This window comes from Hymenobacter seoulensis (assembly GCF_054780535.1).
In genome coordinates, this window is the sequence record NZ_BAAGWD010000006.1 from 23,078 (window position 1) to 45,258 (window position 22,181).

Consider the following 22,181-nt stretch of genomic DNA (forward strand, 5'->3'; position numbering starts at 1 on the left):
ATGGGAAGGGGAGCCGGAAACGCGGAGGTTTGAGCGTTAACTCACTAACCCGATTTTCATGTTTCCTCCCCTTACCTGCGGCAGCCTGTTGGCGGGCTCGCATCCGCCCGCCGGCGAGCAGAAAGCGCTGGTGCTCCTGGATAAAAACGGCGCGAAAGTACTCTACAAAACCTTTCAGGCCGGCGAGGTGATGCCTACCCATCACGCCCCCGTGGATGTGTTCGTGACAGTGCTGGCGGGCCGCCTGATTATCACCCAGGACGAGCAGCCCACGGAAGTGACGGCGGGCGACTACGTCATTATTTCCGCCCAGGCCCCGCATTCGCTGACCTGTCTGGAGCCCGCCCGCATCCTGATTTTTCGCTAGGCCACGGAGTTGATTTAACCCTCCACCATTTTCAGAATGCTGGAATACCACTAGTCCCCACCAGCCCCTCCGGAACCGATGGGAGGGCTGGTGGGGACTTCTGGTTTTGCTTGGTGTGGAGGGACCCCGCCGGGAGCGGCGCTCGGTGGCGGGCTACAAGATTGAAAGGGGATCAGGGCGGCGCAACCGGTGCTCGAACACGGTGGCAATGTTCAGGGCCCGCAGTTGGGCTTCGTCGGCGGTGGGGCCGGCAAACAGCTCTGTCACGGTGGCATCAAACAGCGTTAGCCAGCGCTGAAAATGGGCGGCCTCAACCGGCAGGGGCAGGTGCTTCTGGAAGGGCCGGCCGCGGTAGCGCCCCGTACCCAGCAGAATACTGCTCCAGAAATCATACATGATGGGCAGATGCCGGGCCCAGTCGACTTGGGCAAACCCGTTAAATACGGGCGCCAGCAGCTCGTCCTGGTTAACCTTGTGATAAAAAGTATCGACGAGCAGCTGCACGTCGGCTTCAGTTTGAATATCGGGGCGGGTGGAATCCATAGCGGAGGTAGTAATTGGTTAAGCCAGTTGAGCGGCGGCGCGGCGGTTGAGCTCCTGTCCGCGCACTACCTGCAGGCTCCACTGAAATGCCCAGGTGCCCGTCAGTAGCAAGGTGAGCAGTTTCACTACTTCCAGCCCGATGTAGATGGTATGCAGGGAGTTGGGCGGGGCCGGGTGGCCCGCCAGCAAGGCCAGGGTGCGGGTATCGAGAGCGGGCAGCAGCCAGCCGGTTTGCAGCAAGAGCACGGCGCACAGCAAGCCCAACGTGGACGCCAGATGAGTGGGCACGCGCACGTAAAAAGCGCTTATTACCGCCACGGCAGCCAGCAGCAGCTCCACTTTGTTCAGGGCGGCAAACACGATGCGGCCAATACCCAGCCCCAGCGGAATGGTAATGTGCGGGGCGGTAAACTTAAGCGGGGCTTCCAGAAAGGATATACCGGCTACCAAGCCGGCCCACACGAAGGGGGCCAGTACCAGCAGCAACAAACCAGTGGATCGGATACGAGGCATATATCTACGTTCGAAAATCGGATAAGAAATCAGCCGCGCAGTACATGCCGGCAACCACGAGGGCAAAGTTGCAGGTTCGGGCGCCGCCGGAGAGCTGAAATAGATCAGGCGGGAAGCTGACGTTCGTCAGTTTTCCGCCGGGCAGCCGGTGGGAGCTTTGAGCTTCCGTACCCCCTAGTCCGTTGCCTGTGCCTACTGCCCCCGCTCCTGCTCTGCCGCTTACCCATTTGGCCTGCTCCCACTGCGGGGACGACTGCCCCGAGCAGCCCATCCGCCTGGCCAGCCAGCCCACGCTGCACTTTTGCTGCCAGGGCTGCAAGGCGGTGTATGAGCTGCTGGATACCAGCAACCTGTGCACCTACTACCGCCTTGATGAGCGCCCGGGCCAGAAAGTAAAGGAAGTAGCCCTGCCCGGCCGCTTCGACTACCTGGCGCTGGACTCGGTGCAAAGCCAGCTGCTCACGTTTCAGTCGCCGACCCTGCACCGGCTGACGTTTACCATTCCGCAGATGCACTGCGCTTCCTGCATCTGGCTGCTGGAAAACCTGTTTAAGCTGGATGCCGGCATCTCGGCCTCCCGGGTCAACTTCCTGCGCAAGGAGCTCACGGTAAGCTACCACCCCCAGAGCACCTCCCTGCGCAATGTGGTGCAGCTCCTGGCCTCGATTGGGTATGAGCCCCAGATCACCCTGGCCGAGCTGGGCGCCCAGCCCCACCAAGCCAGCCGCCGCCTGGTCTACCAGCTGGGGCTGGCGGCCTTTGCGTTCGGCAACGTGATGCTGCTGGCCCTGCCCGACTACTTTTCCTTTACCGAGCAGCTGCAGGCCCTGTTTGGTCGTTTTTTTGGCGGGCTGAGCTTCCTGCTGGCGTTGCCGGTACTGCTGGTCAGCGCCCGCGACTTCTACCGCTCGGCCTGGCAGGGGCTGCGCCAGCGCTACATCAACCTCGACTTTCCCATCAGCCTGGGCCTTACGGCGCTGTTTGTCACCAGCGTGGTGGATATTGTAACCCAGCGCGGCCCCGGGTACTTTGACTCGTTTACGGGCCTGGTGTTTTTCATGCTCATTGGCAAGTGGGTGCAGCAGCGCACCTACGACGCGCTGCGCTTCGACCGGGACTTCACTTCCTACTTCCCGGTGGCCGTTACCCTCCTCACCAAAGAAGGCGAGCAGTCGGTGCCCGTGAAAGAGCTCAAGGCCGGGCAGCGCATTCGGGTGCGCCACCAGGAAATTATTCCGGCCGATGCCGTGCTGCTGCGCGGCAGCGGACAGATTGACTACAGCTTTGTGTCGGGGGAAAGCCTGCCCGTGGCCAAGGAGGCGGGGGAAGTCGTGTACGCCGGGGGGCGGCAGGTGGGCGAAGCCGTGGAGCTGGAGGTGGTGCGCGAGGTGTCGCAGGGCTACCTCACCCAGCTCTGGAATAATCCCGCGTTTCAGAAGGAAGCCGCGCCTACCTTGGAAACCTACGCCAACACCGTAGGCCGCTACTTTGTGGGCGTGACCCTAGCCCTGGCCCTGGGGGCGGCCGTGTACTGGTACCCGCGCGATCCGCAGCTGGCCTTGCGCGCCTGCACCTCCGTGCTGGTTATTGCCTGCCCCTGCGCCCTGTCGTTGGCGACGCCCTTTGCCTTGGGGGCGGCGCTGCGGGTGCTGGGCCGGCGCCGCCTCTACCTGAAAAACGCGGCCGTGGTGGAGACCTTGGGCCGCGCCGACACTCTAGTGTTTGATAAAACCGGCACCCTCACCGACACCCAGCGGGCCTTGGTAACTTTCCAGGGCCTGGCGCTGAGTTCGGAGGATGAGCAGCGCGTGGCTGCCCTGGCCCGCCAGTCTACCCACCCACTCAGCCAGCGCCTGGCCGAAACGTTGGGGGCTTCCGCGCTGGCGGTAGAAGAATACTCGGAAATCTTGGGCCAGGGGCTGAGCGGGCGGGTAACGGGCCGCGACCTGCGCCTGGGCTCGGCCGCTTTCGTGGGGCTGCCCCCCGCCCCCCACGGCGAGCGGCAATCCAGAGTATACGTGGCCCTGGATGGGCGGCCCGCGGGCTGGTACGAAGTCAGCAGCCAGTACCGCACCAACCTGCCCGGCCTGCTGCAGGAGTTAAGCCGCCACTACCACCTGGCCCTGCTTACCGGTGACAACAACGCGGAAGAGGCGCGTTTGCGCCAGCTGTTCGGCCCCGCGGCCGAGCTGCGCTTTAACCAGTCGCCCCTGGACAAGCTCCAATTCGTGGAAACCCTCCAGCAGCGGGGCCGGCGCGTGGTGATGGTCGGCGACGGGCTCAACGACGCCGGAGCCCTGCAGCGCGCCGACGTGGGCGTGGCCCTGAGCGAAACACTCACCAACTTCTCCCCCGCCTGCGACGCGATTCTGGATGCCGGCAGCCTCGGGGAGCTCAGCACCTTCCTCAAGTTTTCCCGCGACTGCCTGCAGATAGTGCTGGCCACCTTTGTGCTCTCGTTCTGCTACAACGGCATTGGCCTGGGGCTGGCGGTGCAGGGCCAGTTTACCCCCATCGTGTCGGCTATCCTGATGCCCATCAGCTCGCTGAGCGTCATGACCTTTGCCACCCTGCTCGTGCGCTACGCGGCCCGGCGCCGGCACCTTTAATTTCTCCCTTCAGCCATGACCATCATTTTTCTGCTTATCGGGGTCAGCCTGCTAGTGGCGTTAACCTTTCTGGGTGCTTTCCTGTGGGCCGTGCGCTCGGGCCAGTACGAAGACGACTACACGCCCTCCGTGCGCATGCTCTTCGACAACGAAACCACCCAGGACCCGGCCCCCTAGCCCCCGCGCCTGACATCAATCAGGTCCGCGGCTGACGTTCGTCATCTTTTGCAAATCAGCCTGCAAAGACCTTTGGAGCAGTAATTCATCTACTTCTGCAGCTATGCAAGTCGAACCACTACCCCTCGTGGCGGCCCCCCACCCGCCCTTGGTTTCTCCTCCCCCGGCGCGGGCCGTTGACACTTTCTTTTACGATAACCGCATTGTCCGCGACTTCGGCATTGCCACCGTTATCTGGGGTATTATCGGGATGCTGGTGGGCGTGCTGGCGGCTTTTCAGCTGGCCCGGCCCGAGCTGAACATGGGCACGGCGTACACCACCTTCGGCCGCATCCGCCCCCTGCACACCAACGCCGTCATCTTCGCCTTTGTGGGCAACGGCATCTTTACCGGCGTGTACTACTCCCTGCAGCGCCTGTGCAAAACCCGGATGTTCTCGGATAAGCTCAGCAAGCTGCACTTCTGGGGCTGGCAGCTGATTATCGTGTCGGCCGTGGCCACGCTGCCCCTGGGCTTTACCACCTCCAAGGAGTACGCCGAGCTGGAGTGGCCCATTGATATTGCCATTACCCTGGTGTGGGTGGTGTTCGGCTGGAACATGTTCGGCACCATTGCCCGCCGCCGCGAGCGCCACCTGTACGTGGGCATCTGGTTTTACATTGCCACTTTCCTGACCGTGGCGGTCTTGCACATCGTCAACTCCATGGCCGTGCCGGTAAGCTTTATGAAAAGCTACTCCCTCTACGCCGGCGTGCAGGATGCCCTGGTGCAGTGGTGGTACGGCCACAACGCGGTGGCCTTCTTCCTGACGACCCCCTACCTGGGCCTGATGTACTACTTCCTGCCCAAAGCGGCGGAGCGGCCCGTGTACTCCTACCGCCTGAGCATCATTCACTTCTGGTCCCTGATTTTCATTTACATCTGGGCCGGACCCCACCACCTGCTCTACACCGCCCTGCCCGACTGGGCCCAAAGTCTGGGCGTGGCCTTCAGCGTCATGCTGATTGCGCCGAGCTGGGGCGGCATGATCAACGGTCTGCTGACCTTGCGCGGCGCCTGGGACAAAGTGCGGGAGGAGCCCATTCTCAAGTTTTTCGTAGTGGCCGTAACGGCCTACGGCATGGCCACCTTCGAGGGGCCCATGCTGAGCCTAAAGAACGTAAACGCCATTGCCCACTTCACCGACTGGATTGTTGCCCACGTGCACGTAGGGGCTTTGGGCTGGAACGGCTTCCTGACCTTTGGCATGCTCTACTGGCTGTGGCCCCGGCTCTATCGCACGCCCCTGCACTCCAAGAAGCTAGCCAACACCCACTTCTGGCTGGGCACGCTGGGCATCCTGTTCTACGCCCTGCCCATGTACTGGGCCGGCTTCACCCAGGGCCTGATGTGGAAGCAGTTTAATGCCGAGGGCATGCTGCAGTACCCCAACTTCCTGGAAACGGTAATCCAGCTCGTGCCCATGTACTACCTGCGGGGCATCGGCGGAGTGCTCTACCTGAGCGGGGTATTCCTGATGATGTACAACCTGTACCGGACGGCCAAGGCGGGCTCCTTGCTAGCGGATGAAAAGGCCCAGGCCGCTCCCCTGCTGCCGGCCGGGCAGGAGCAGGAGCACCAGGGCGCCCACTGGCACCGCTGGATTGAGCGCCGCCCCGTGCAGCTGAGCATCGGCGCCACGGTAGCCATCCTGATTGGGGGTGCCATTGAAATGATTCCGACTTTCCTGGTGAAAAGCAACGTGCCCACCATCGCCTCGGTGCAGCCCTACACGGCGCTGGAGCTCCAGGGCCGCGACCTCTACATCAAGGAAGGCTGCTCGAACTGCCACACCCAGATGGTGCGCCCCTTCCGCTCCGAGACCGAGCGCTACGGCGAGTACAGCAAGGCCGGCGAGTTTGTGTATGACCGCCCCTTCCTCTGGGGCAGCAAGCGCACCGGCCCCGATCTGCACCGGGTGGGCCAGAAGTATCCGCACTCCTGGCACTACAACCACATGCTGGATCCCACCAGCATGTCGCCGGGCTCGATCATGCCGGCTTACCCCTGGCTGTTTGACAACGACCTCGACTACAGCACCCTGCCCACCAAAATCAAGGTGCTGCGCGACCTGGGCACGCCCTACCCCGCCGGCTTTGAGCAGCAGGCCGTGGCCGACGCCCGGCGCCAGGCCCGGGGCATTGTGGCCGAGCTGAAAAAAGAGGAAATCGAGGTGAAGACCGACAAGGAAATTGTGGCCCTCATTGCCTACCTCCAGCGCCTGGGCACCGACATCAAAGTAAAGCCGGAGCAGGCCACGGCCGCCGCGCAGTAACCCATCTGCCGGCCCCTTGAGCCCGGCTAACCCCTTCAGCATCATGGATAAGAACGTCTTGCGCTCCATTGCGGGCATTGAGATTTACCCACTCATTTCCTTCGCCATCTTTTTCTTCTTCTTCCTGGCTTTGCTCTTGTACGTGGCCGTGGCCAGCCGCCAGCACCTGCACGCCATGAGCTGCCTGCCCCTGGGCGAAGAAGCCTCGGCCGAAACTCTACCCCAACCCCTAACTACCGACGCGTTATGCTAACCCAGCGCACTCCCCTCCTGACTATTTTGCTGAGCTTGTGCACGGTTTCTCTGGCCACGGCCCAGTCCGCGGCCCCCTCGGGGCCTACCCCCACGGATTTGCTCAGCTGGCTGGCCGGTGGCCTGGCGGCCGTGGTGCTGATTTTTGGTGTGATGACGGCCACTTCCCTGGCCGCCGCGGCCGCGGAAGCGGCCCAGCAGGACCCGCCCGCTGCCACGCCGGCGGATGCCACTGCCCCGGTTCCTGCCACCGAAGAACGGGTTGCCGCATGAGCCGCCTAGCCCACTACCTGCGCGTAACCGCGGCCGGCGCGGGAATAGCCCTGCTGGCCGCCGGCTCAGCCTGGGCCCAGGAAGCGGCCCCGGCCGCGGGGGCGGCGCCCGCTACCGCCGCGTCGGATGCTCAGACCATGCTGTTCTGGTTTCTGCTGAGCACGCTGGCCCTGGTAATTATGCTGTTGCTGCTGCTGGGGGTAGCGATGGTCATCAAGCTGCGGCCCCTGCTGCGCCGGGTTTATGAGCTGCCTACCGTGCGCCCGACCTGGAGCGGCCGGGTACTGGGTTTGCTCGTGGGGGATGCCACGCTGGTGAAGGGCGTCGTTCGCGACGAAATCCTGGACCACGACTACGATGGCATTCACGAGTTTGACAACGACCTGCCCCCGTGGTGGAAGTACAGCTTCTATGCCACCATCCTGTTTGCCATCGGCTACCTAAGCTACTACCACCTGGCCCAGGCCGGACCGCTGCAGGGCGACGAGTACGCCGTGGAAATGCAGCAGGCGGCCCTGTTGGTGTCGGCTGATGCGGATGACCCCAACAAGCTCACGACCTACCAGGCCCTGAACGGGGCCGCCGATCTAAGCGGCGGCAAATCCATCTATGCTACCAACTGCGCCCCCTGCCACGGCGCCCAGGCCGAGGGCAAGGTGGGTCCCAACCTGACGGACGAGTACTGGCTGCACGGCGGCGAGGTAAACCACGTCTACAAAACCATCAAGTTCGGGGTGCAAAGCAAGGGCATGGTCGCCTGGAAAGGCAAGCTTTCGGGCAAGCAGATCCTGCAAGTCACATCCTACATTCTCAGTTTGCAGGGCACCAAGCCCGCCGGGGCCAAGGAGCCCCAGGGCAAGAAAGAGCTGGCCGGTACGCCGGTTGCTCAGCTTTAATTTTTTCTAGTACAGGTTCCTTTCCATGTCCACTACCCCTGTTACCTCTGCCGAGTCTTTTCGCGACACCATTGCCACGGTGGATGCGGCCGGCGAGCGGGTGTGGCTCTACCCGAAGCAGCCCCACGGCCGGCTGTATCAGTATCGGAAGTGGCTGAGCTACGGGCTGCTGGCCCTGCTGTTTGCGGGCCCTTGGCTGCGCATCAATGGTTTGCCCCTGCTCCTGCTGAATCTGCCGGCCCGGCGCTTCATTATTCTGGGGCAGATCTTCTGGCCCCAGGATTTCTTTATTCTGCTCTTGGCCACGCTCACCTTTGTGCTGTTCATCATTGTCTTCACGGTGGTGTACGGGCGGGTGTTCTGCGGCTGGGTCTGCCCCCAGACCATTTTTCTGGAGATGGTGTTTCGCCGCCTGGAGTACTGGCTGGAAGGCGACGCCCCCCAGCAGAAAGCCCTGGACCGCGCCCCCTGGGACTGGAACAAGATCTGGCGCAAAACCACCAAGCACACCCTGTTTCTGGGTATTTCCTTCCTGATTGCCAACACCTTTCTGGCCTATATTATCGGCACAGAGGAGCTGATGCAGATCGTGACGGATACGCCCGGGCAGCATGTGGGCGGGCTGGCGGCCATGGTGTTGTTTACCGGGGTGTTCTACGCCGTATTTGCCCGTTTTCGGGAGCAGGTGTGCACCATTGCCTGCCCCTACGGGCGCCTGCAGGGCGTGTTGCTGGATAAAAACAGCCTGGTGGTTGCCTACGACTATAAGCGGGGCGAGCCGCGGGAAAAGCTGCGGAAAAACCAGGTCCGCACCGCCGGCGACTGCATCGACTGCAACCAGTGCGTGCAGGTGTGCCCCACGGGCATCGATATCCGCAACGGGGCCCAGCAGATGGAGTGCACCAACTGCACCGCCTGCATTGATGCCTGCAATGCCATCATGAACCTGGTGAACCGGCCCGAGGGCCTGATCCGGCACGCCTCCGAAAACGACATTGCCGCGGGCACCACGCCCCGGTTTACGGGCCGCATGAAAGTGCTGTCGGGGGTGTTGGTGGTGCTGGCGGTGGTGCTGACGGGCCTGCTGGTTTCGCGCTCCAATGTGCAGGCGACGGTGCTGCGCACGCCGGGTCAGCTGTTTCAGAAAACCGACCACGGCACCATTACCAACCTCTACAACATCTCCGTGATCAACAAAACCAACCACCCCTACCCGCTCACCATGCGGGTGCTGGAACCAACCCAGGGGCGGATTTCGCTGGTGGGCTCCGCGGGGCTGGTGCTGCCGGCCCAGGGCATGGTGAAGGGCGTATTCTTTGCGGAGCTGCCCCGCCCTGCCCTGCACCGCACCAACCAGACCATCCGCATTGGCTTGTACAGCGGCTCGGAGCTGATTGCCGAAACCAGCACCAAGTTCCTAGGTCCGGTGCAGTAGCCCACTGTCCCGTAAAGTTTTGCTTGCGCGGCCCGTTGCCGGCCGCGCCTATTTTTTCGACTTTCTCATGGTTGCTTCTCCTCCTTCCAAGCGCACCTTCTGGCCCTACGCCATTGTGCTGACGTTCGTGCTGTTCGCCTCCTATATCGGCTACATGGTGCAGCAGGCCATGCGCACCAGCGTGGACCTGGTCAGCGCCGACTACTACCAGCAGGAGCTGGCCTATCAGCAGCGCATGGATACCGAGGCCCGCACGGCCGCCCTGCCCGCGCCCGTGCAGCTAACTTATGATGCCGCCACGGACCGGCTGCGGGTACAGCTTCCCGAGGACCTAGTAAACCAACCCGTAACCGGCCAGGTGCACTTTTTCCGTCCCTCCGATCAGAAACGGGATTTTACGCTCCCCCTGCAGCTGACCGGCGGCGGCCAGGAGTTTAACACCAGCCGCCTGCAGCCCGGCTACTGGCGCGTGCGCCTCGATTTCACGGCGGGCGGGCAAGCGTACTTCGTGGAAAGAAATATCACCCTGGCGGAGTGATTTTCGTCATGTATTCTCGCCCGGGCCCGGGCGTACTTGCCTTCCACAAAAGACAAGTCATTTCTACTCTGTGTACATGCTCTGGGCTGGGTTTGCGTTTGGGTTGCTGGGGAGTTTTCATTGCGTAGGCATGTGCGGGGCCATTGCCCTGGCCTTGCCCGGCCGCGCCGACGCCGCGACCAACTCGGCGCGCTACGTAGGCGGGCGGCTGCTCTACAACCTGGGCCGGGTAACAACCTACGCGGCGCTGGGGGCGGCCACCGGGCTGCTGGGCCAGGGCCTGCGCCTGGCCGGACTGCAGCAAAGCCTCTCCATTGCCTCCGGGGTGCTGATCCTGCTGCTGGTAGGGCTGCCGCCCCGCCTGGCCGATGCCCTGGGCCGCGGCCTGGGTTTGCACCGGCCCCTGGCCTGGGTGAAAAATACGCTGGCCCGGCTGTTCCAGCTCCACTCCTGGCGGGCCCTGTACCTGACCGGCCTGCTCAACGGGCTGCTGCCCTGCGGGCTGGTGTACCTGGCTTTGGCCGGCTCGCTGAGCGCCCCGGGCGTCGCCGGCGCCGCCGCCTACATGGCCGCCTTTGGCCTGGGCACCCTCCCACTTATGCTGGGCCTCTCGCTGACGGGGCGGCTCGTGCCCCTGCCCTGGCGGGTACGCATGCGGCAGGCGGTGCCCTACGTGGCGTCCGGGCTAGCCGTGCTGTTCATTGTCCGCGGCCTGGGCCTGGGCATTCCTTACCTGAGCCCCCAGCTAAGCGCGGCCGGGGCCCCGGGCCCCAGCCAGCAGCCCCGCTCGGTGCATACCTGTCACTAGCCCTTTTTTGCTTCGCACCCTCTATTTCTCTGCTGCACTACGCTTCATGAAAACCATCCTCGTTCCTCTTGACCACACCACCGCCGCGGAGCACACGCTGGCCTACGCCAACAAGCTGGCCGTGCGCTGGCCCGCCGAAGTGGTGCTGCTCTATTGCCACGCCTCGGCCACTGGCGCCCCGGCTGCGGAGCTAACCCAGCAGGAGCAGCGGCTGCGGAGCCTGGTGGAGCGCCTGCGCTACCAGCAGCTCACCCGCCAGGATGGACGCCGGATTCGCTACCACTACCGGGTGCGCAGCGGCTGTCTTCATGATTTCGTGCGGGAAGAAACTGCGCGCTGCGCCGCCGACCTAGTGGTTATGGGCCTGGAGCACATCGACTGCGGCAAAGCGGCCGCGCCCGGCAACCACGCCGTGGCCATCACGGAGCTGGTGGCGTGCCCCGTGCTGGTGGTGCCGCCCGGCCGCCGTTCCCTGCCCGCCCGCCTGGCCTTGGTGGCCGATTTCAGCGCGCTGGATAGCCAGCTGCTGCCGCGCCTGTCGGCCCTGCAGCAGGCCTTTCCGGCGCCCTTGGACCTGGTACAGTTTTACGCCCCAAGCCACCGCGGGCAGCGCCGGCAGCTGAAGCACGCGGTGGGGCGCGCTGCCGCCCAGCTTACCTGGGCCACCTGCCTGCCCCACCTGGTGGAAGAAGACGCGCCCGTGGAAGGCATCAGCGAGTTTTGCGCCCGTCATCACACCCAGCTGCTCATTGTGGCGCCCAGCAGCCCGGAGCAGCTGCGGCACTACTTCGACTCCTGCTACGCCACTACCCAGGCCTACCACACCCAGATTCCGGTCCTGGTGCTGCGCCCCCAGGAGCGCCCGGCCGCGGTGGCCTGCTGCGAGCGGTGCGCCGGGCGCCTAGCCCAGGAAAAGCCGCAAACCATGCTACCCAATTACCATGCTGTGCGCTGGGCCTAAGCCCCGCGCCTCCTTCCTAACCTGAAGTTTCTTTGTTATGACTACCACTACCGCCCCCGCCATTGCCCCATCCCGCGTTCAGGTTGAAAACTGGATGCGCCAGTTTCAGGACTGGCTTTGTCACCGGCTGGAAACGGCGGATGGCAGTGGCGCCCGCTTCCGGGAAGATCTGTGGAACCACGCCGGCGGGGGCGGGGGCGCCACCCGCGTCATTCAGAACGGAGCCGTGCTGGAAAAGGGCGGCGTCGCCTTCTCGGCGGTATGGGGCGAAATGAGCGAGCCGGCGGCCCGGCAGCTGCTCATGCCCGATGCCCGCTACTTTGCCACCGGCGTATCGGTGGTGCAGCACCCGCGCAGCCCACGGGTTCCCATCTCGCACATGAACGTGCGCTACTTTGAGGCTGGCAACGGGGAGGCCTGGTTTGGCGGCGGCCTGGATCTGACCCCGATTTACGTGGATGAAAAGCAGGCCCGCTGGTTTCATGAGCAGATTTTTGAAGTGTGCCAGCGCTACGACCACACCTACTACCCCCGCTTTAAGCAGTGGGCCGATGAGTACTTCTACCTGCCCCACCGCCAGGAAACTCGGGGCGTAGGCGGCATTTTCTTCGACCGGCTCACGGTAGGCAAAGAAGGCTCTTTTGAGGAGCTGTTTGCCTTCATTCAGGATGTAGGCGAAGTCTACGGTCATACCTACGGCACCATCATGCGGCAAAACGCCGGCCTGCCGTATTCCGAGCGGGAAAAGCAGTGGCAGCTGGTGCGCCGCGGCCGCTACGCCGAGTTCAACCTGGCCATCGACCGGGGCACAAAATTCGGGCTGGAAACCGGGGGGCGCACCGAAAGCATCCTGATGAGCCTGCCGCCCCAGGCTGAGTGGCACTACAACCTGCAGCCCGAGCCCGGCTCACCGGAAGAAGCCACGCAGCAGTGGCTGCGCCAGGGGGTAGCGTGGGTGTAAGTGCGCTTGTCGCCCCCGAACGGGATGCAACATTTGTTGATGAGTAATTCCATAATTATGTAGCGTCCTCGCCTGGAGTGGGCCATAGCGTGTACCTTGCCTAGGCATACCGTTGCCCATTTCGCTATGATACTACGTTCATCTCTGAGCCGCCTGCTGATTGCCGTGCTAGGTAGTGCGGCGGCCCTTACGCTGGGTAGCTGCCAAAAGGAAACCGATGCCCCCGCCACCGAAACCGGCAGCACCGTTACGATGCAGCTCGAGCATGTTGTGGGCCAACCGGAGGATGGCGGCGGTTTTTCCTATCGCCCCCTGGAACTGGATGCTGTTTCGTACAAAAACGCCAACGGGGATGACTTCACGGTAAGCACCTTTAAGTACTACCTCTCCAATCTGACCCTGCATCAGGCCAACGGCACCGCTTTCCTGGTGCCCGACAGCTATTTCCTGGTCGATCAGGCGAAAGCTGCTTCGCGGCGGCTCACGTTAGGGCAGGTGCCCGCGGGGGAATACACGAGCCTGAGCTTTGTGGTGGGCGTCGATAGTGCCCGGACCAAGGCCGGCAATTTTACCGGGGTGCTGAACGCCGACAATGGGATGTTCTGGGAAATGAACGGGCCGGAATTCATTAATCTAAAGCTGGAAGGGCGCTCCCCGCAGTCGCCCACTACGGCCCTGGTGTTTCACGTGGCCGGCTACAAGGGCCAGGCCAACAACACCATCCGCACCGTTGAGCTGCCCTTCCCGGCGGCTAGGCTGCTGGTGCACGCCAACCGAGGCGCCCAGCTGCAGATGCGGGTAGATGTGGGGAAGCTGTTCACGGGGCCGAATCCGCGCACTACTACCCCTCCTCCCTTCCTGAACCCGGTAAGCTTTGCCACGGTGTACAACAAAATGAGTGGCCCCGCCGTGGCCAAGCTCGCAGATAATATAGCGGACGGGATGTTTACCGTCACGCAAGTGCAATCGGAGTAAGGCAGCGGCGAAAAATCAAGGCTGGATCAGGGGCGCGAAAAGCGCGGATCCTGAATAAACGTGGAGTCCGTGAGCGTGCGCAGAAACGCCACAATTTGTGCTTTCTCCTCCCGCGTGAGCTCCAGCAGCTGACTTTGCTGGGCGGGGTCGTTGGTGGTGTTGAGCATGAGCGGATCAATAGTGGGGCTGGTGAGCACCACGTGCTCATTATAATGATCCAGTACTTCTTCCAGGGTCGCAAATCGCCCATCGTGCATGTAGGGTGCGGTGAGGGCAATATTGCGCAGCGAAGGCACCCGAAACTTGCCCTGGTCGGTGGGCAGGCCCGTAATGGCTCCCACGCCCAAATCGCTAAAGGTCTGATCCAGGCCGTTGTTGCTGAAGGTATGGTTGGTTTGCAGGTCGCCGCTATGGCAGTCCCCGCAGTTGCCGCCCCGGATGCGGCCATTCGGGTGAGTCAGGAACAGCACCATGCCCTGCACCTCGTAGCTGGTCAGGCGCCCCCGGGCACCGCGCCGGTACTGGTCGTAGCGGGAGTTGCTGGATATGAGCGTGCGCTCAAACTGGGCCAAAGCTTTGAGCGTGTTGGCCTCCGTAATGGTAGCGGAGCCGAAGGCTTTGCGGAACAGGCCGGGGTAGGCGGGCAGCTGCTGGAGCCGGGCCACGCCGGCCGCCAGGCTCTGGTGCATTTCCACGTCCTTTTCAATGGGAATGCGGGCCTGAACTTCCAGGGTGGTAGCGGAGCCATCCCACATGAGCTGGGGCTCCCACAGCAGGTTGGCCAGGGACATAGAGCTGCGGGGCGACTCGGCCTGATTGACGCCCAGGGCCCGGGCCCGCCCGTCGGTGAAGGCTAGCTCCTGGCGGTGGCAGGACGCGCACGAGACGGAGTTATCAATGGAAAGGGCTTTCTCGTAGAAGAGGTGCCGGCCCAGCTCCACGCCTTCCACCGTCAAGGGGTTATCCGCAGGTTGAGCCTGCGGCGCCGGGAAGTTGCTGGGTAGTACCAAATTGTACGGTGTGGGAGGCACCACGGGGCCTTCCGGCGTGATGGCCTCGTCCGGCTGCGTTTGGCACCCGGCCAGCCCTAGCAGCAGCCACCCCAGAAATACCACCTGTTTCATACCGTATTGCCCCTACTAGCTCAACCGCAAGATAATGCCTTTGCCTGTTACCACGGCCTAGCGGCGGCGGAAAATGGAAGGCACAGAAAATTCCGACTGACAAAGTACAGCCGGCTTCCCTTCTCAACCTGAGCAGCTAGGAGGTTATGAAGATGCACGGAAGGATGAAGGGTAGCCGCAGGTACGCCTGAGGAGCACGGTGCTCGCCGGCCGGTAGGTTCCCACTCCTCCCGGCCGGCTTCCGACAACACCAATTCCCTAACGTGGGGCTGACCAATCTCACCTGAACTGCGGTCAACCTACCCCGAGGTGCTGCCGGCGGCACCGCGCAGAGCGCGGCTCACCCGGTGGGGCGACTGCCTTCTTCTGCTCCTGCCTCGGGATCTGCCCCCGGCAGGTACGCCTGTTTCCCCTGGCGTTGCAGGAACAGCGGCGCTTTTAATACCCTAAAAGTACGTCCGGGGGAAGCCACCCCGGGGTCCTAATTCGGCAAAATGAGGGGGCAATTTCGGCCCTACCCCGCCTGCTGGCAGAAACGCTCCAACCGGCGGGGTAAATACTGCTGAGAATGTTACTTTCGTAGTAAGGGGGTAGCGGCGACTGGGTTTAGAGCCGGCCCTGCAGCCTTGGCTGGCCCCCGCCGCCCCAGGGGGTCCGGCTGTTCTTCGCTTACTTTTGCCTTGTCCTTGCTTGTGCGCTTTGTGTTTTTGCTTTCCCTGATCCGGGCCGGACTGCTGCTGATCATCCTGCTGTTGCTTTTGCCGGCGGCCTACGCGCAACAGACCCCTCCGGCCGATTTTCGGTTTGAGCATTTAACCGTCGACCAGGGCCTCTCACACAGCGATGCAATGGCCGTGGCCCAGGACCCGGCGGGTTTTATCTGGGTGGCTACCAACCGGGGCCTCGACCGCTACGACGGCTACTCCCTGAAACAGTACTGGCTGCCGGTAAATCAGCAGAATGGCATTTCGGCCAACCGCATCAAGGTCCTGCACGCCGCCCCCGATGGCCGGCTCTGGGTGGGCACGGAACGCACGGGGCTAAGTGTGTATAACGCCGCCGCTGACCGCTTACTAACCTATAATGAGGCGCAGGTGCCGGCTCGATTCCAGGCCCAGCTGCGGCGCCTGTCCCAGGAAAGTGTGGTGGCCATAGCCTCTGACCGTCAGGGCCGCCTCTGGGTGGGTACCGCCCACCAGGATCTGTTTGTATTCACCTTTGATGCGCGCGGGCAACTGCTCTCCCTGGGAGAAGTGCAGTTCCCGGCGGGGCGGGGCCCTGAAACATTGCAAATCAGCAGCCTAGCCTGTGATGCGGAAGGGCAGATCTGGGTCGGCACCAACACGCTGGGGCTTTGCGTAATACGCCCGGGCGGGAATAAATTACTGGCCGAGACTACAACTTTAACCAAGCCGGTACGGGCCCTGCACCTGGATGCCCGCGGCGACTTGTGGGTGGGCACCATTCAGCAGGTATACTGGATTAGTGCCGCCCACCGCCGCCAGGCCCGGGAGCTGACGGCCCATCAGCTTCCGCAATCCTACGAGCAGGTACAATCCCTGCTGCTCGACTCCTTTGGCCGTTTGTGGGTGGGCACTATCCATGGCCTGTACGTGTGGGAGTCCAATCGGGCCACCGCCGTCGCTCCTCCCCTGCGCTCCGGTCCCCCTACTCGCCTGCTGCCCGAAGATGGGGAGCCCTACAGCATTAACTCGGAGCGCGTTCACCAGATTTTTGAAGACCGCAACCAGGTGGTCTGGCTGTGCGCCTCGGCGGGGGGGCTAAACAAAGTGAATCTGCGGCAGAAGCCGTTTGGCCGGCTTCGGCGCCAACTGATGGGCCAGGCTACCTTGCCCAACAACTATGTCAACGCCATTTACAAGGAAGAGGGCCGCAACATCCTGTGGAGTGGCACCCGCAACGGCGTGTCGGCCTATGACTTAGCGCGCGCCCGCTACCTGGACCTGCCCTGGGCGGGCCCGATTCGGGGCGAGGACGTAGCCACCATTTTTCAGTCGAGCAACGGCACGCTCTGGTTTGGCACCCGGGAGTCGGGGCTGAAAAAACTGGTTCGGCAGGGCGGGCGGGAGCAGCTTACTTCCTACACCAAGCTGCCCAACGGCCAAAACCTGCTCAGCACCAGTGTGGAAAGTATGGCGGAGGACCGGTTTGGCACCCTGTGGGTGGCCACGTTCACGCAGGGCCTGGTGCGCCTTCGCCAGGATGGAACCTTCCTGAGCGCCTACGGAACCGCCGGCCGGGCCCTGCCCACCAACAACTTTACCTACTTACTCTACGACCGCAACCAGGATGTGCTCTGGGCCAGCACCACCGACGAAGGGCTGCTCAAACTGCGCGTAACGCCCGATTCGGTGCAGCTGCTCCGGCACTTCAAGCACACCCCCGGCGCCAGCTCCGGGCTGGCGGTAAACTACGTGTGGCCGTTGTTGCTGGACCGCCAGGGAGCCCTCTGGATTGGCACCATCGGGGGCGGCCTGCACCAGCTGCAGACGGATGCGCAGGGCCGGGAAGTGATTCGCAGCTACCGGCGCTGGCTGCCGGAAATCGACGTGGAAAGCATTCAGGCCGATGACGACGGACACCTGTGGATTGGGGGAACCGGATTGTACCGCTTTGCCACGGGAACCCGCCAATACCTGCGCTACGACGTGGGAGACGGTTTGCAAAGCAACGCCTTCAAGATTGGCGCTTCGGCCCGGGCACAGGACGGCACGCTTTATTTTGGGGGTATTAATGGCATCAGCTATTTCCAGCCCCGCAGCATAGTCCCCAACCCCTACCCCCCCGTGGTGCAGATAACCGGCTTGCGCATCGCCAACCATCCCGTGCGCGTGGGGGAGGAGCTCAACGGCCGGGTGGTGCTCGCCCAGCCGCTGTCCCAGCCCCAAACGGTAACTATCGGGGCGTCGGAAAAAGACTTTTCCGTGGAATTCGTGGGCTTGAACTACGCCAACCCCCAGAAAAACCGCTACGCCTACCGCCTGGTGGGCTATAACCGCGACTGGGTGCATCCTGCTCCCGGGCAGCGCACCGCCTCCTTTGCCAACCTGCCGGCAGGGCAGTACACGTTTGAAGTGAAAGCCAGCAACGGAGAAGGCGCCTGGTCCCCGCAGCCGGCCACCATTCGGTTTGAGGTGCAGGCCCCCTGGTATAAAACCTGGTGGGCCTATACCCTGTACGCGGCCCTGGCGGGGGGGCTGATGCTGCTGTATCGCCGCGTGGAGATTGCCCAGCAGGAGTTGCGCAACAAAGTAGCCCTGGAGCGTTTCCAAAAGGAGAAGGAGCAGGAAGTTACGGCCCTCAAACTGGGCTTTTTCACCAACGTCTCCCACGAGCTGCGCACGCCGCTCACCTTGATTTTGGGGCCCATGGAAGATATCATGGAAAGCCCCAACCCGGCGGCCGGCCTGAGCGACAAAATCAAGCTCATGCACCGGCAGGCCCAGAAGCTGCTGGAGCTGGTCAACCAACTGCTGGACTTCCGGAAGGTAGAAACGGGCAACGTGCCGCTGCGGGCCGAACGGGCCGACGTGGTGCCCTTCCTGCGGGACGTGTACGGCATGTTCCGCTTGAAAGCCGCGGAGCGCGCCGTCGATTACACCCTCGACGTGCCGGCCCAGCCCCTGCGCCTGTACCTGGACCGCAGCAAGCTGGAAATTATCCTTTCCAACTTGCTGGCCAACGCCTTTAAGTACACCCGCACCAAGGGCAATGTACAGCTAACGGCTTCGCCAATTGGCGACCCAACCGCCGAAGCCGAGTACAGCGGCGGCCGACTGACGGGGAACTACCTGAAAATTACGGTCAGCGATACGGGCGTGGGAATCAAGCCCCATGAGCTGGAGCACATTTTTGACCCCTACTATCAGGCCTCCCACACCGACACGCTCCGCATGACGGGCACGGGCATTGGCCTTTCCCTGGCCCAGCAGTTTGCCAAGCGGCACGGCGGCTCCTTGAGTGTGGCCAGCTCCGTCGGGGTGGGCAGCACATTCGAGCTGCGCCTGCCCTTCGGCCAGGCCCACTTAAAGCCCGAGGACATTCAGGAAGCCCCCCCGCAGGTGCTGGAAGAAGCGACTCCACCCGAAGAAGCAACTCCTGAGCTCCCCGAACCCGCCGATACGGCGGAGCAAGCGGCAGCCCAGCCGCTACTTCCCGTTGCCCCTACCGGGCCCCTGCGCCTGTTGGTCGTAGAAGATCATGACGAGGTGCGCGACTACCTGCGCGAGCTGTTAGCCCCTGAATACGTCGTACTGACGGCGGCCGACGGCGAAGAGGGCTGGGAGCAAGCCCTCAGCCAGTTGCCCGACCTGATTATCAGCGACGTGATGATGCCGCGCAGCGATGGACTGGAGCTCTGCCACCGCGTAAAGCAACACCCCAAAACCGCTCACATCCCGGTGGTGCTACTCACAGCCCGCACCGCCGAAACCCACGAGCTGGAGGGCCTGGGCATGGGCGCTGACGACTACCTCAGCAAGCCCTTTAACCCCACTATTCTGCGGGCCAAAGTCGACACCCTGCTGCGCAACCGCCGTAAGCTTCACGAGTTTTACCAGCGCCACATTCTGCTGGAGCCCACGGAAATTGTGGTGGCCGACGCCGACCGCCTGTTTCTGGAAGGTGCCATGGCCGTAGTCGAACGAAACCTCGACAACCCGGAGTTTAGCGTGCAGGTACTGGTCCGGGAAATGGGGCTAAGCCAGTCCGTGTTTTACCGCCGCATTAAAAGTATTTCGGGGCAGACCGCCGTGGAGTTTATTCGGGATGTGCGCATCAAACGGGCGGCCCAGCTGCTGGCTTCCACGCCCATGCGCGTATCCGAGGTGGCCTTTGAGGTGGGGATTGAAAACGTCAAGTACTTCCGCAAAGCCTTTCAGGGTATCTTTAATATGACGCCCACCGAATACATCCGCCAGCACCGCCAAACCCGCCCGGAGGTGACGTCGCACGACTAGCAGGAGACAGATAGCTATAAGGTAAACATGTCCGTAGCGCCCAGTCAGCAGCCTAAAACTTGTGGGGCCCGCCTTCCGCTAACGACAAGTACGTTAGCGGAAGGCGGGCCCCACAAGTTTTAGGCTGCTTATTCGGCAGGCGGCGAGTGCAAAGCCTTGGCGGCTCTACTCCACTTTTCTGGCCTCTTTCTCAGCGTGCACCTCATCCAGGATGGGCTTCTGCAGGGAGGCTAGTTTGTTTTGCTCGGGCTTGAGCAGCTCCAGCACAACTACCTCGTTGGACCCTTTACGCAGCCACTCCGCGGGCACGTAGAGGGTTTGCTGGGGACCTACTTCCCAGAAGCGGCCCAGGTTATGCCCGTTGATCCAGACCACACCTTTGCCCCACTGGCGCATGTCCAGGTAGGTATCCGCGGGCTGGGCGAGGCTGAAGGAACCGCGCCGCATAACCGGACCCGACAGCTTGCCCGTGGGCTTCGTGGTTGCTTTGGCGGCCGTCGAAACATCGCTGAACGGGAGGCGGAAGTGCTGCCAGCCCTTGAGCTCCGTGCCGGCAAAGCGCACGGACTCGGTGATACCCTTGCGGTTTTGGGTAAGGAAAGGGCCGAAATTCAGCCGGCCCAGATTTTCCACCAGAATATCCAGGGTCACGGTACCGGCTGGCAGGGTTATTTCGGTTTGATCTTCGTTTTTGCGCCGATCCAGTACGGCCACCCGCTGTCCGTTTACCATTACAATGGCGTAGTCGCGCAGGTCCTTGAGCTGGAGGGTGCCCGTGCGGCCACCCGGCAGGGTAGTGCGGTACAATACAAACCCGTAGGCCTGATTCAGCTCCTCAAAGGACTGGGGCGTGGTGCTGGCCACGGGCTTGGGCAGGCCCTCCAGCACGCTGACCGGCGCACCCAGCGTGATGGCGGGGATGCTGATCGTGGGCTTGGGGGCTGGAACGGCTGGCAGCTTGGTGCCCGCGGGCAGGTACTTTTCAATCACCTGCCGGAACGCCAGAAACTTAGGCGTGGCGTTGCCCGCTTCGTCCAGGGGGGCATCGTAGTCGTAGGAGCTGGTTTGGGGCTCGAAGTGGGTGGAGTCGCCCTTGTAGTTGGCCCCGTTCATGAAGCCGCGGGTGGTGCCCCCGTGAAACATGTACATGTTAATGGAGATACCAGCCCGGAGCACCGAATCCAGGCGGGGGGCGTACTGGGCGGCGGGCACGGTATGGTGGGGAGTACCCCACCAATCAAACCACGCCGGGTACCACTCGGCAATATAGTAGGGGCCCTTGCCCCCGTGGTACTGCCGCACGAGCTGCTTTACCTGGGCGGGCTTGTCGAGGCCGTTCACGGCCGGCAGCAGGCCGGGCAGGTGGCCGTCCTTTACTTTGTCGGCGGGGTCGCAGGTGTAAAGCAACCCATCAAAGCCCGCCTGCTCAAACATTTGCCGGTTAAGGGCCAGGTAGCTCTGGTCATTGGAGTAGAAACCGTACTCGTTTTCCACCTGTACCATCAGCACCGGCCCCCCGTGGTTTACTTGCAGGGGGGCCAGCTGCCGGGCTACTTCCTTGAGGTAGCGGCCGTAGGCCGCCAGGTACTTGGGGTCTTTGCTCCGGACTTTCAGGTCCTTGTCCTTCTGCAGCCAGTACGGATAGCCCCCAAATTCCCACTCGGCACACACGTAGGGGCTAGGGCGCAGCACCACCCACATGCCTTCTTCCTGGGCAATCTTGACAAAGGCGGCAATGTCATGGTTGCCGGAGAAGTCATACTTTCCCTGCTCCGGCTCGTGCACATTCCAGAAGACGTAAGTGCCGATGGTGTTCAGGCCCATGGCTTTGGCCATGCGAATCCGCTGCCGCCACGCCTCCCGGGGAACCCGGGGGTAGTGCAGCTCCCCGGATATCATCTGAAACGGCTTGCCATCCAATAAAAACTGCTCGTCGCCTAAGGTAAAGGTGTGCGCCGCCGCGCGCGCGGTGGCCGGGCGGGTCTGGGCCTGCCCCCCGAAGGGTAAACCCAGGCTGCTGAGTAGCAGTGCCCCTACTATATACTTCCCTATCATTGCTTCCTTATAAAGTGAGTTATGAGTTAGTGGAGCAGCTTACCTAAGTAAGCTGCTACCCCTTTGTACTTTGATGCGGCCAAGCGGCCGGAGATTGGATTCGAAGTGACCTCCTTGTGCTAGGAGTGTAACTGGCTCTGGCTAGCAAGTCTTGTACTGGGGCACAAAGCAGGCGGTAAACAGCGCTACCGGAGAAGGAGCAGTCCGGATCGTCAGGTGCCCAAAGGTAGACTCCATGCAAGCAGGGCTACGGGCCTAAATTCTGCTAAGAAAGGGGGCATATTAGTCCCTTATCGGCCTGAGGGAGCAGTGCAGGCGGGCCTAAGGGTTCCGTGCTTATTGTCTGCTACGGCAAGAAAGCACCGTTTTAAACGGGCTATACGCTGGCCCGGCGAATACGC

Annotated in this window: 18 protein-coding genes; 14 read left to right on the forward strand and 4 right to left on the reverse strand. The window is 62.6% G+C overall.

All coding sequences use genetic code 11. From position 1 onward, the window contains the following. The first annotated feature begins 58 nt into the window (after window positions 1–58). Window positions 59–367: a cupin domain-containing protein gene (locus tag ACYVHC_RS19040; protein WP_460615389.1), complete on the forward strand. Its 309-nt coding sequence runs from the start codon at window positions 59–61 to the stop codon at window positions 365–367. Window positions 368–520: 153 nt separating this feature from the next. Here the strand turns inward: ACYVHC_RS19040 and ACYVHC_RS19045 are convergent, their stop codons facing one another. Continuing rightward, window positions 521–910: a group III truncated hemoglobin gene (locus ACYVHC_RS19045; protein WP_460615390.1), complete on the reverse strand. Its 390-nt coding sequence runs from the start codon at window positions 908–910 to the stop codon at window positions 521–523. 18 nt (window positions 911–928) lie between these two features. Continuing rightward, window positions 929–1,423: a hypothetical protein gene (locus tag ACYVHC_RS19050; RefSeq protein WP_460615391.1), complete on the reverse strand. Its 495-nt coding sequence runs from the start codon at window positions 1,421–1,423 to the stop codon at window positions 929–931. Between the two features lie 188 nt (window positions 1,424–1,611). Here ACYVHC_RS19050 and ACYVHC_RS19055 point away from each other — a divergent pair, with 188 nt between their 5' ends. The 12 genes from ACYVHC_RS19055 to ACYVHC_RS19110 all read left to right on the forward strand — a co-directional run bounded on the left by ACYVHC_RS19055 (window position 1,612) and on the right by ACYVHC_RS19110 (window position 13,622). After that, a complete protein-coding gene (locus ACYVHC_RS19055; RefSeq protein WP_460615392.1) occupies window positions 1,612–4,032 on the forward strand; it encodes a heavy metal translocating P-type ATPase in 2,421 nt (806 codons plus the stop codon). Between the two features lie 15 nt (window positions 4,033–4,047). Then, window positions 4,048–4,209, forward strand: coding sequence for a cbb3-type cytochrome oxidase assembly protein (ccoS, locus tag ACYVHC_RS19060; protein ID WP_460615393.1), 162 nt, complete (start codon window positions 4,048–4,050; stop codon window positions 4,207–4,209). 103 nt (window positions 4,210–4,312) lie between these two features. Next, window positions 4,313–6,523: a bifunctional cbb3-type cytochrome c oxidase subunit I/II gene (gene ccoN / locus ACYVHC_RS19065; protein WP_460615394.1), complete on the forward strand. Its 2,211-nt coding sequence runs from the start codon at window positions 4,313–4,315 to the stop codon at window positions 6,521–6,523. 43 nt (window positions 6,524–6,566) lie between these two features. Beyond that, complete coding sequence (locus ACYVHC_RS19070; RefSeq protein WP_460615395.1) at window positions 6,567–6,776, forward strand: hypothetical protein; 210 nt, start codon at window positions 6,567–6,569, stop codon at window positions 6,774–6,776. After that, a complete protein-coding gene (locus ACYVHC_RS19075; RefSeq protein ID WP_460615396.1) occupies window positions 6,770–7,048 on the forward strand; it encodes a hypothetical protein in 279 nt (92 codons plus the stop codon). The genes ACYVHC_RS19070 and ACYVHC_RS19075 overlap by 7 nt, the downstream gene beginning before the upstream one ends. Beyond that, a complete protein-coding gene (locus ACYVHC_RS19080; RefSeq protein WP_460615397.1) occupies window positions 7,045–7,944 on the forward strand; it encodes a cytochrome c family protein in 900 nt (299 codons plus the stop codon). Before ACYVHC_RS19075 ends, ACYVHC_RS19080 begins: the two co-directional genes overlap by 4 nt. Before the next feature lie 25 nt (window positions 7,945–7,969). After that, entirely contained in the window at window positions 7,970–9,379 is a 1,410-nt protein-coding gene (gene ccoG / locus ACYVHC_RS19085; protein ID WP_460615398.1) for a CcoG/RdxA/FixG family protein, read from the forward strand. A 67-nt stretch (window positions 9,380–9,446) separates the two neighbouring features. Next, window positions 9,447–9,917, forward strand: coding sequence for a FixH family protein (locus tag ACYVHC_RS19090; protein WP_460615399.1), 471 nt, complete (start codon window positions 9,447–9,449; stop codon window positions 9,915–9,917). Window positions 9,918–9,993: 76 nt separating this feature from the next. Next, entirely contained in the window at window positions 9,994–10,725 is a 732-nt protein-coding gene (locus ACYVHC_RS19095; RefSeq protein ID WP_460615400.1) for a sulfite exporter TauE/SafE family protein, read from the forward strand. Window positions 10,726–10,771: 46 nt separating this feature from the next. Next, window positions 10,772–11,686 carry a universal stress protein gene (locus ACYVHC_RS19100; protein ID WP_460615401.1) on the forward strand — a complete coding sequence of 305 codons (915 nt, stop codon included), beginning with the start codon at window positions 10,772–10,774 and terminating at the stop codon, window positions 11,684–11,686. Window positions 11,687–11,723: 37 nt separating this feature from the next. Next, entirely contained in the window at window positions 11,724–12,647 is a 924-nt protein-coding gene (gene hemF, locus ACYVHC_RS19105; RefSeq protein WP_460615402.1) for an oxygen-dependent coproporphyrinogen-III oxidase, read from the forward strand. Window positions 12,648–12,773: 126 nt separating this feature from the next. Then, window positions 12,774–13,622 (forward strand): MbnP family protein, encoded by an 849-nt coding sequence (locus ACYVHC_RS19110; protein ID WP_460615403.1) that lies wholly within the window; start codon window positions 12,774–12,776, stop codon window positions 13,620–13,622. 26 nt (window positions 13,623–13,648) lie between these two features. Here the strand turns inward: ACYVHC_RS19110 and ACYVHC_RS19115 are convergent, their stop codons facing one another. Next, window positions 13,649–14,746 (reverse strand): cytochrome-c peroxidase, encoded by a 1,098-nt coding sequence (locus tag ACYVHC_RS19115; protein WP_460615404.1) that lies wholly within the window; start codon window positions 14,744–14,746, stop codon window positions 13,649–13,651. A 680-nt stretch (window positions 14,747–15,426) separates the two neighbouring features. Here ACYVHC_RS19115 and ACYVHC_RS19120 point away from each other — a divergent pair. Beyond that, window positions 15,427–19,725: a hybrid sensor histidine kinase/response regulator transcription factor gene (locus ACYVHC_RS19120; RefSeq protein ID WP_460615405.1), complete on the forward strand. Its 4,299-nt coding sequence runs from the start codon at window positions 15,427–15,429 to the stop codon at window positions 19,723–19,725. Between the two features lie 165 nt (window positions 19,726–19,890). Here the strand turns inward: ACYVHC_RS19120 and ACYVHC_RS19125 are convergent, their stop codons facing one another. Next, a complete protein-coding gene (locus tag ACYVHC_RS19125; RefSeq protein ID WP_460615406.1) occupies window positions 19,891–21,780 on the reverse strand; it encodes a glycoside hydrolase family 35 protein in 1,890 nt (629 codons plus the stop codon). Window positions 21,781–22,181: the final 401 nt, after the last annotated feature.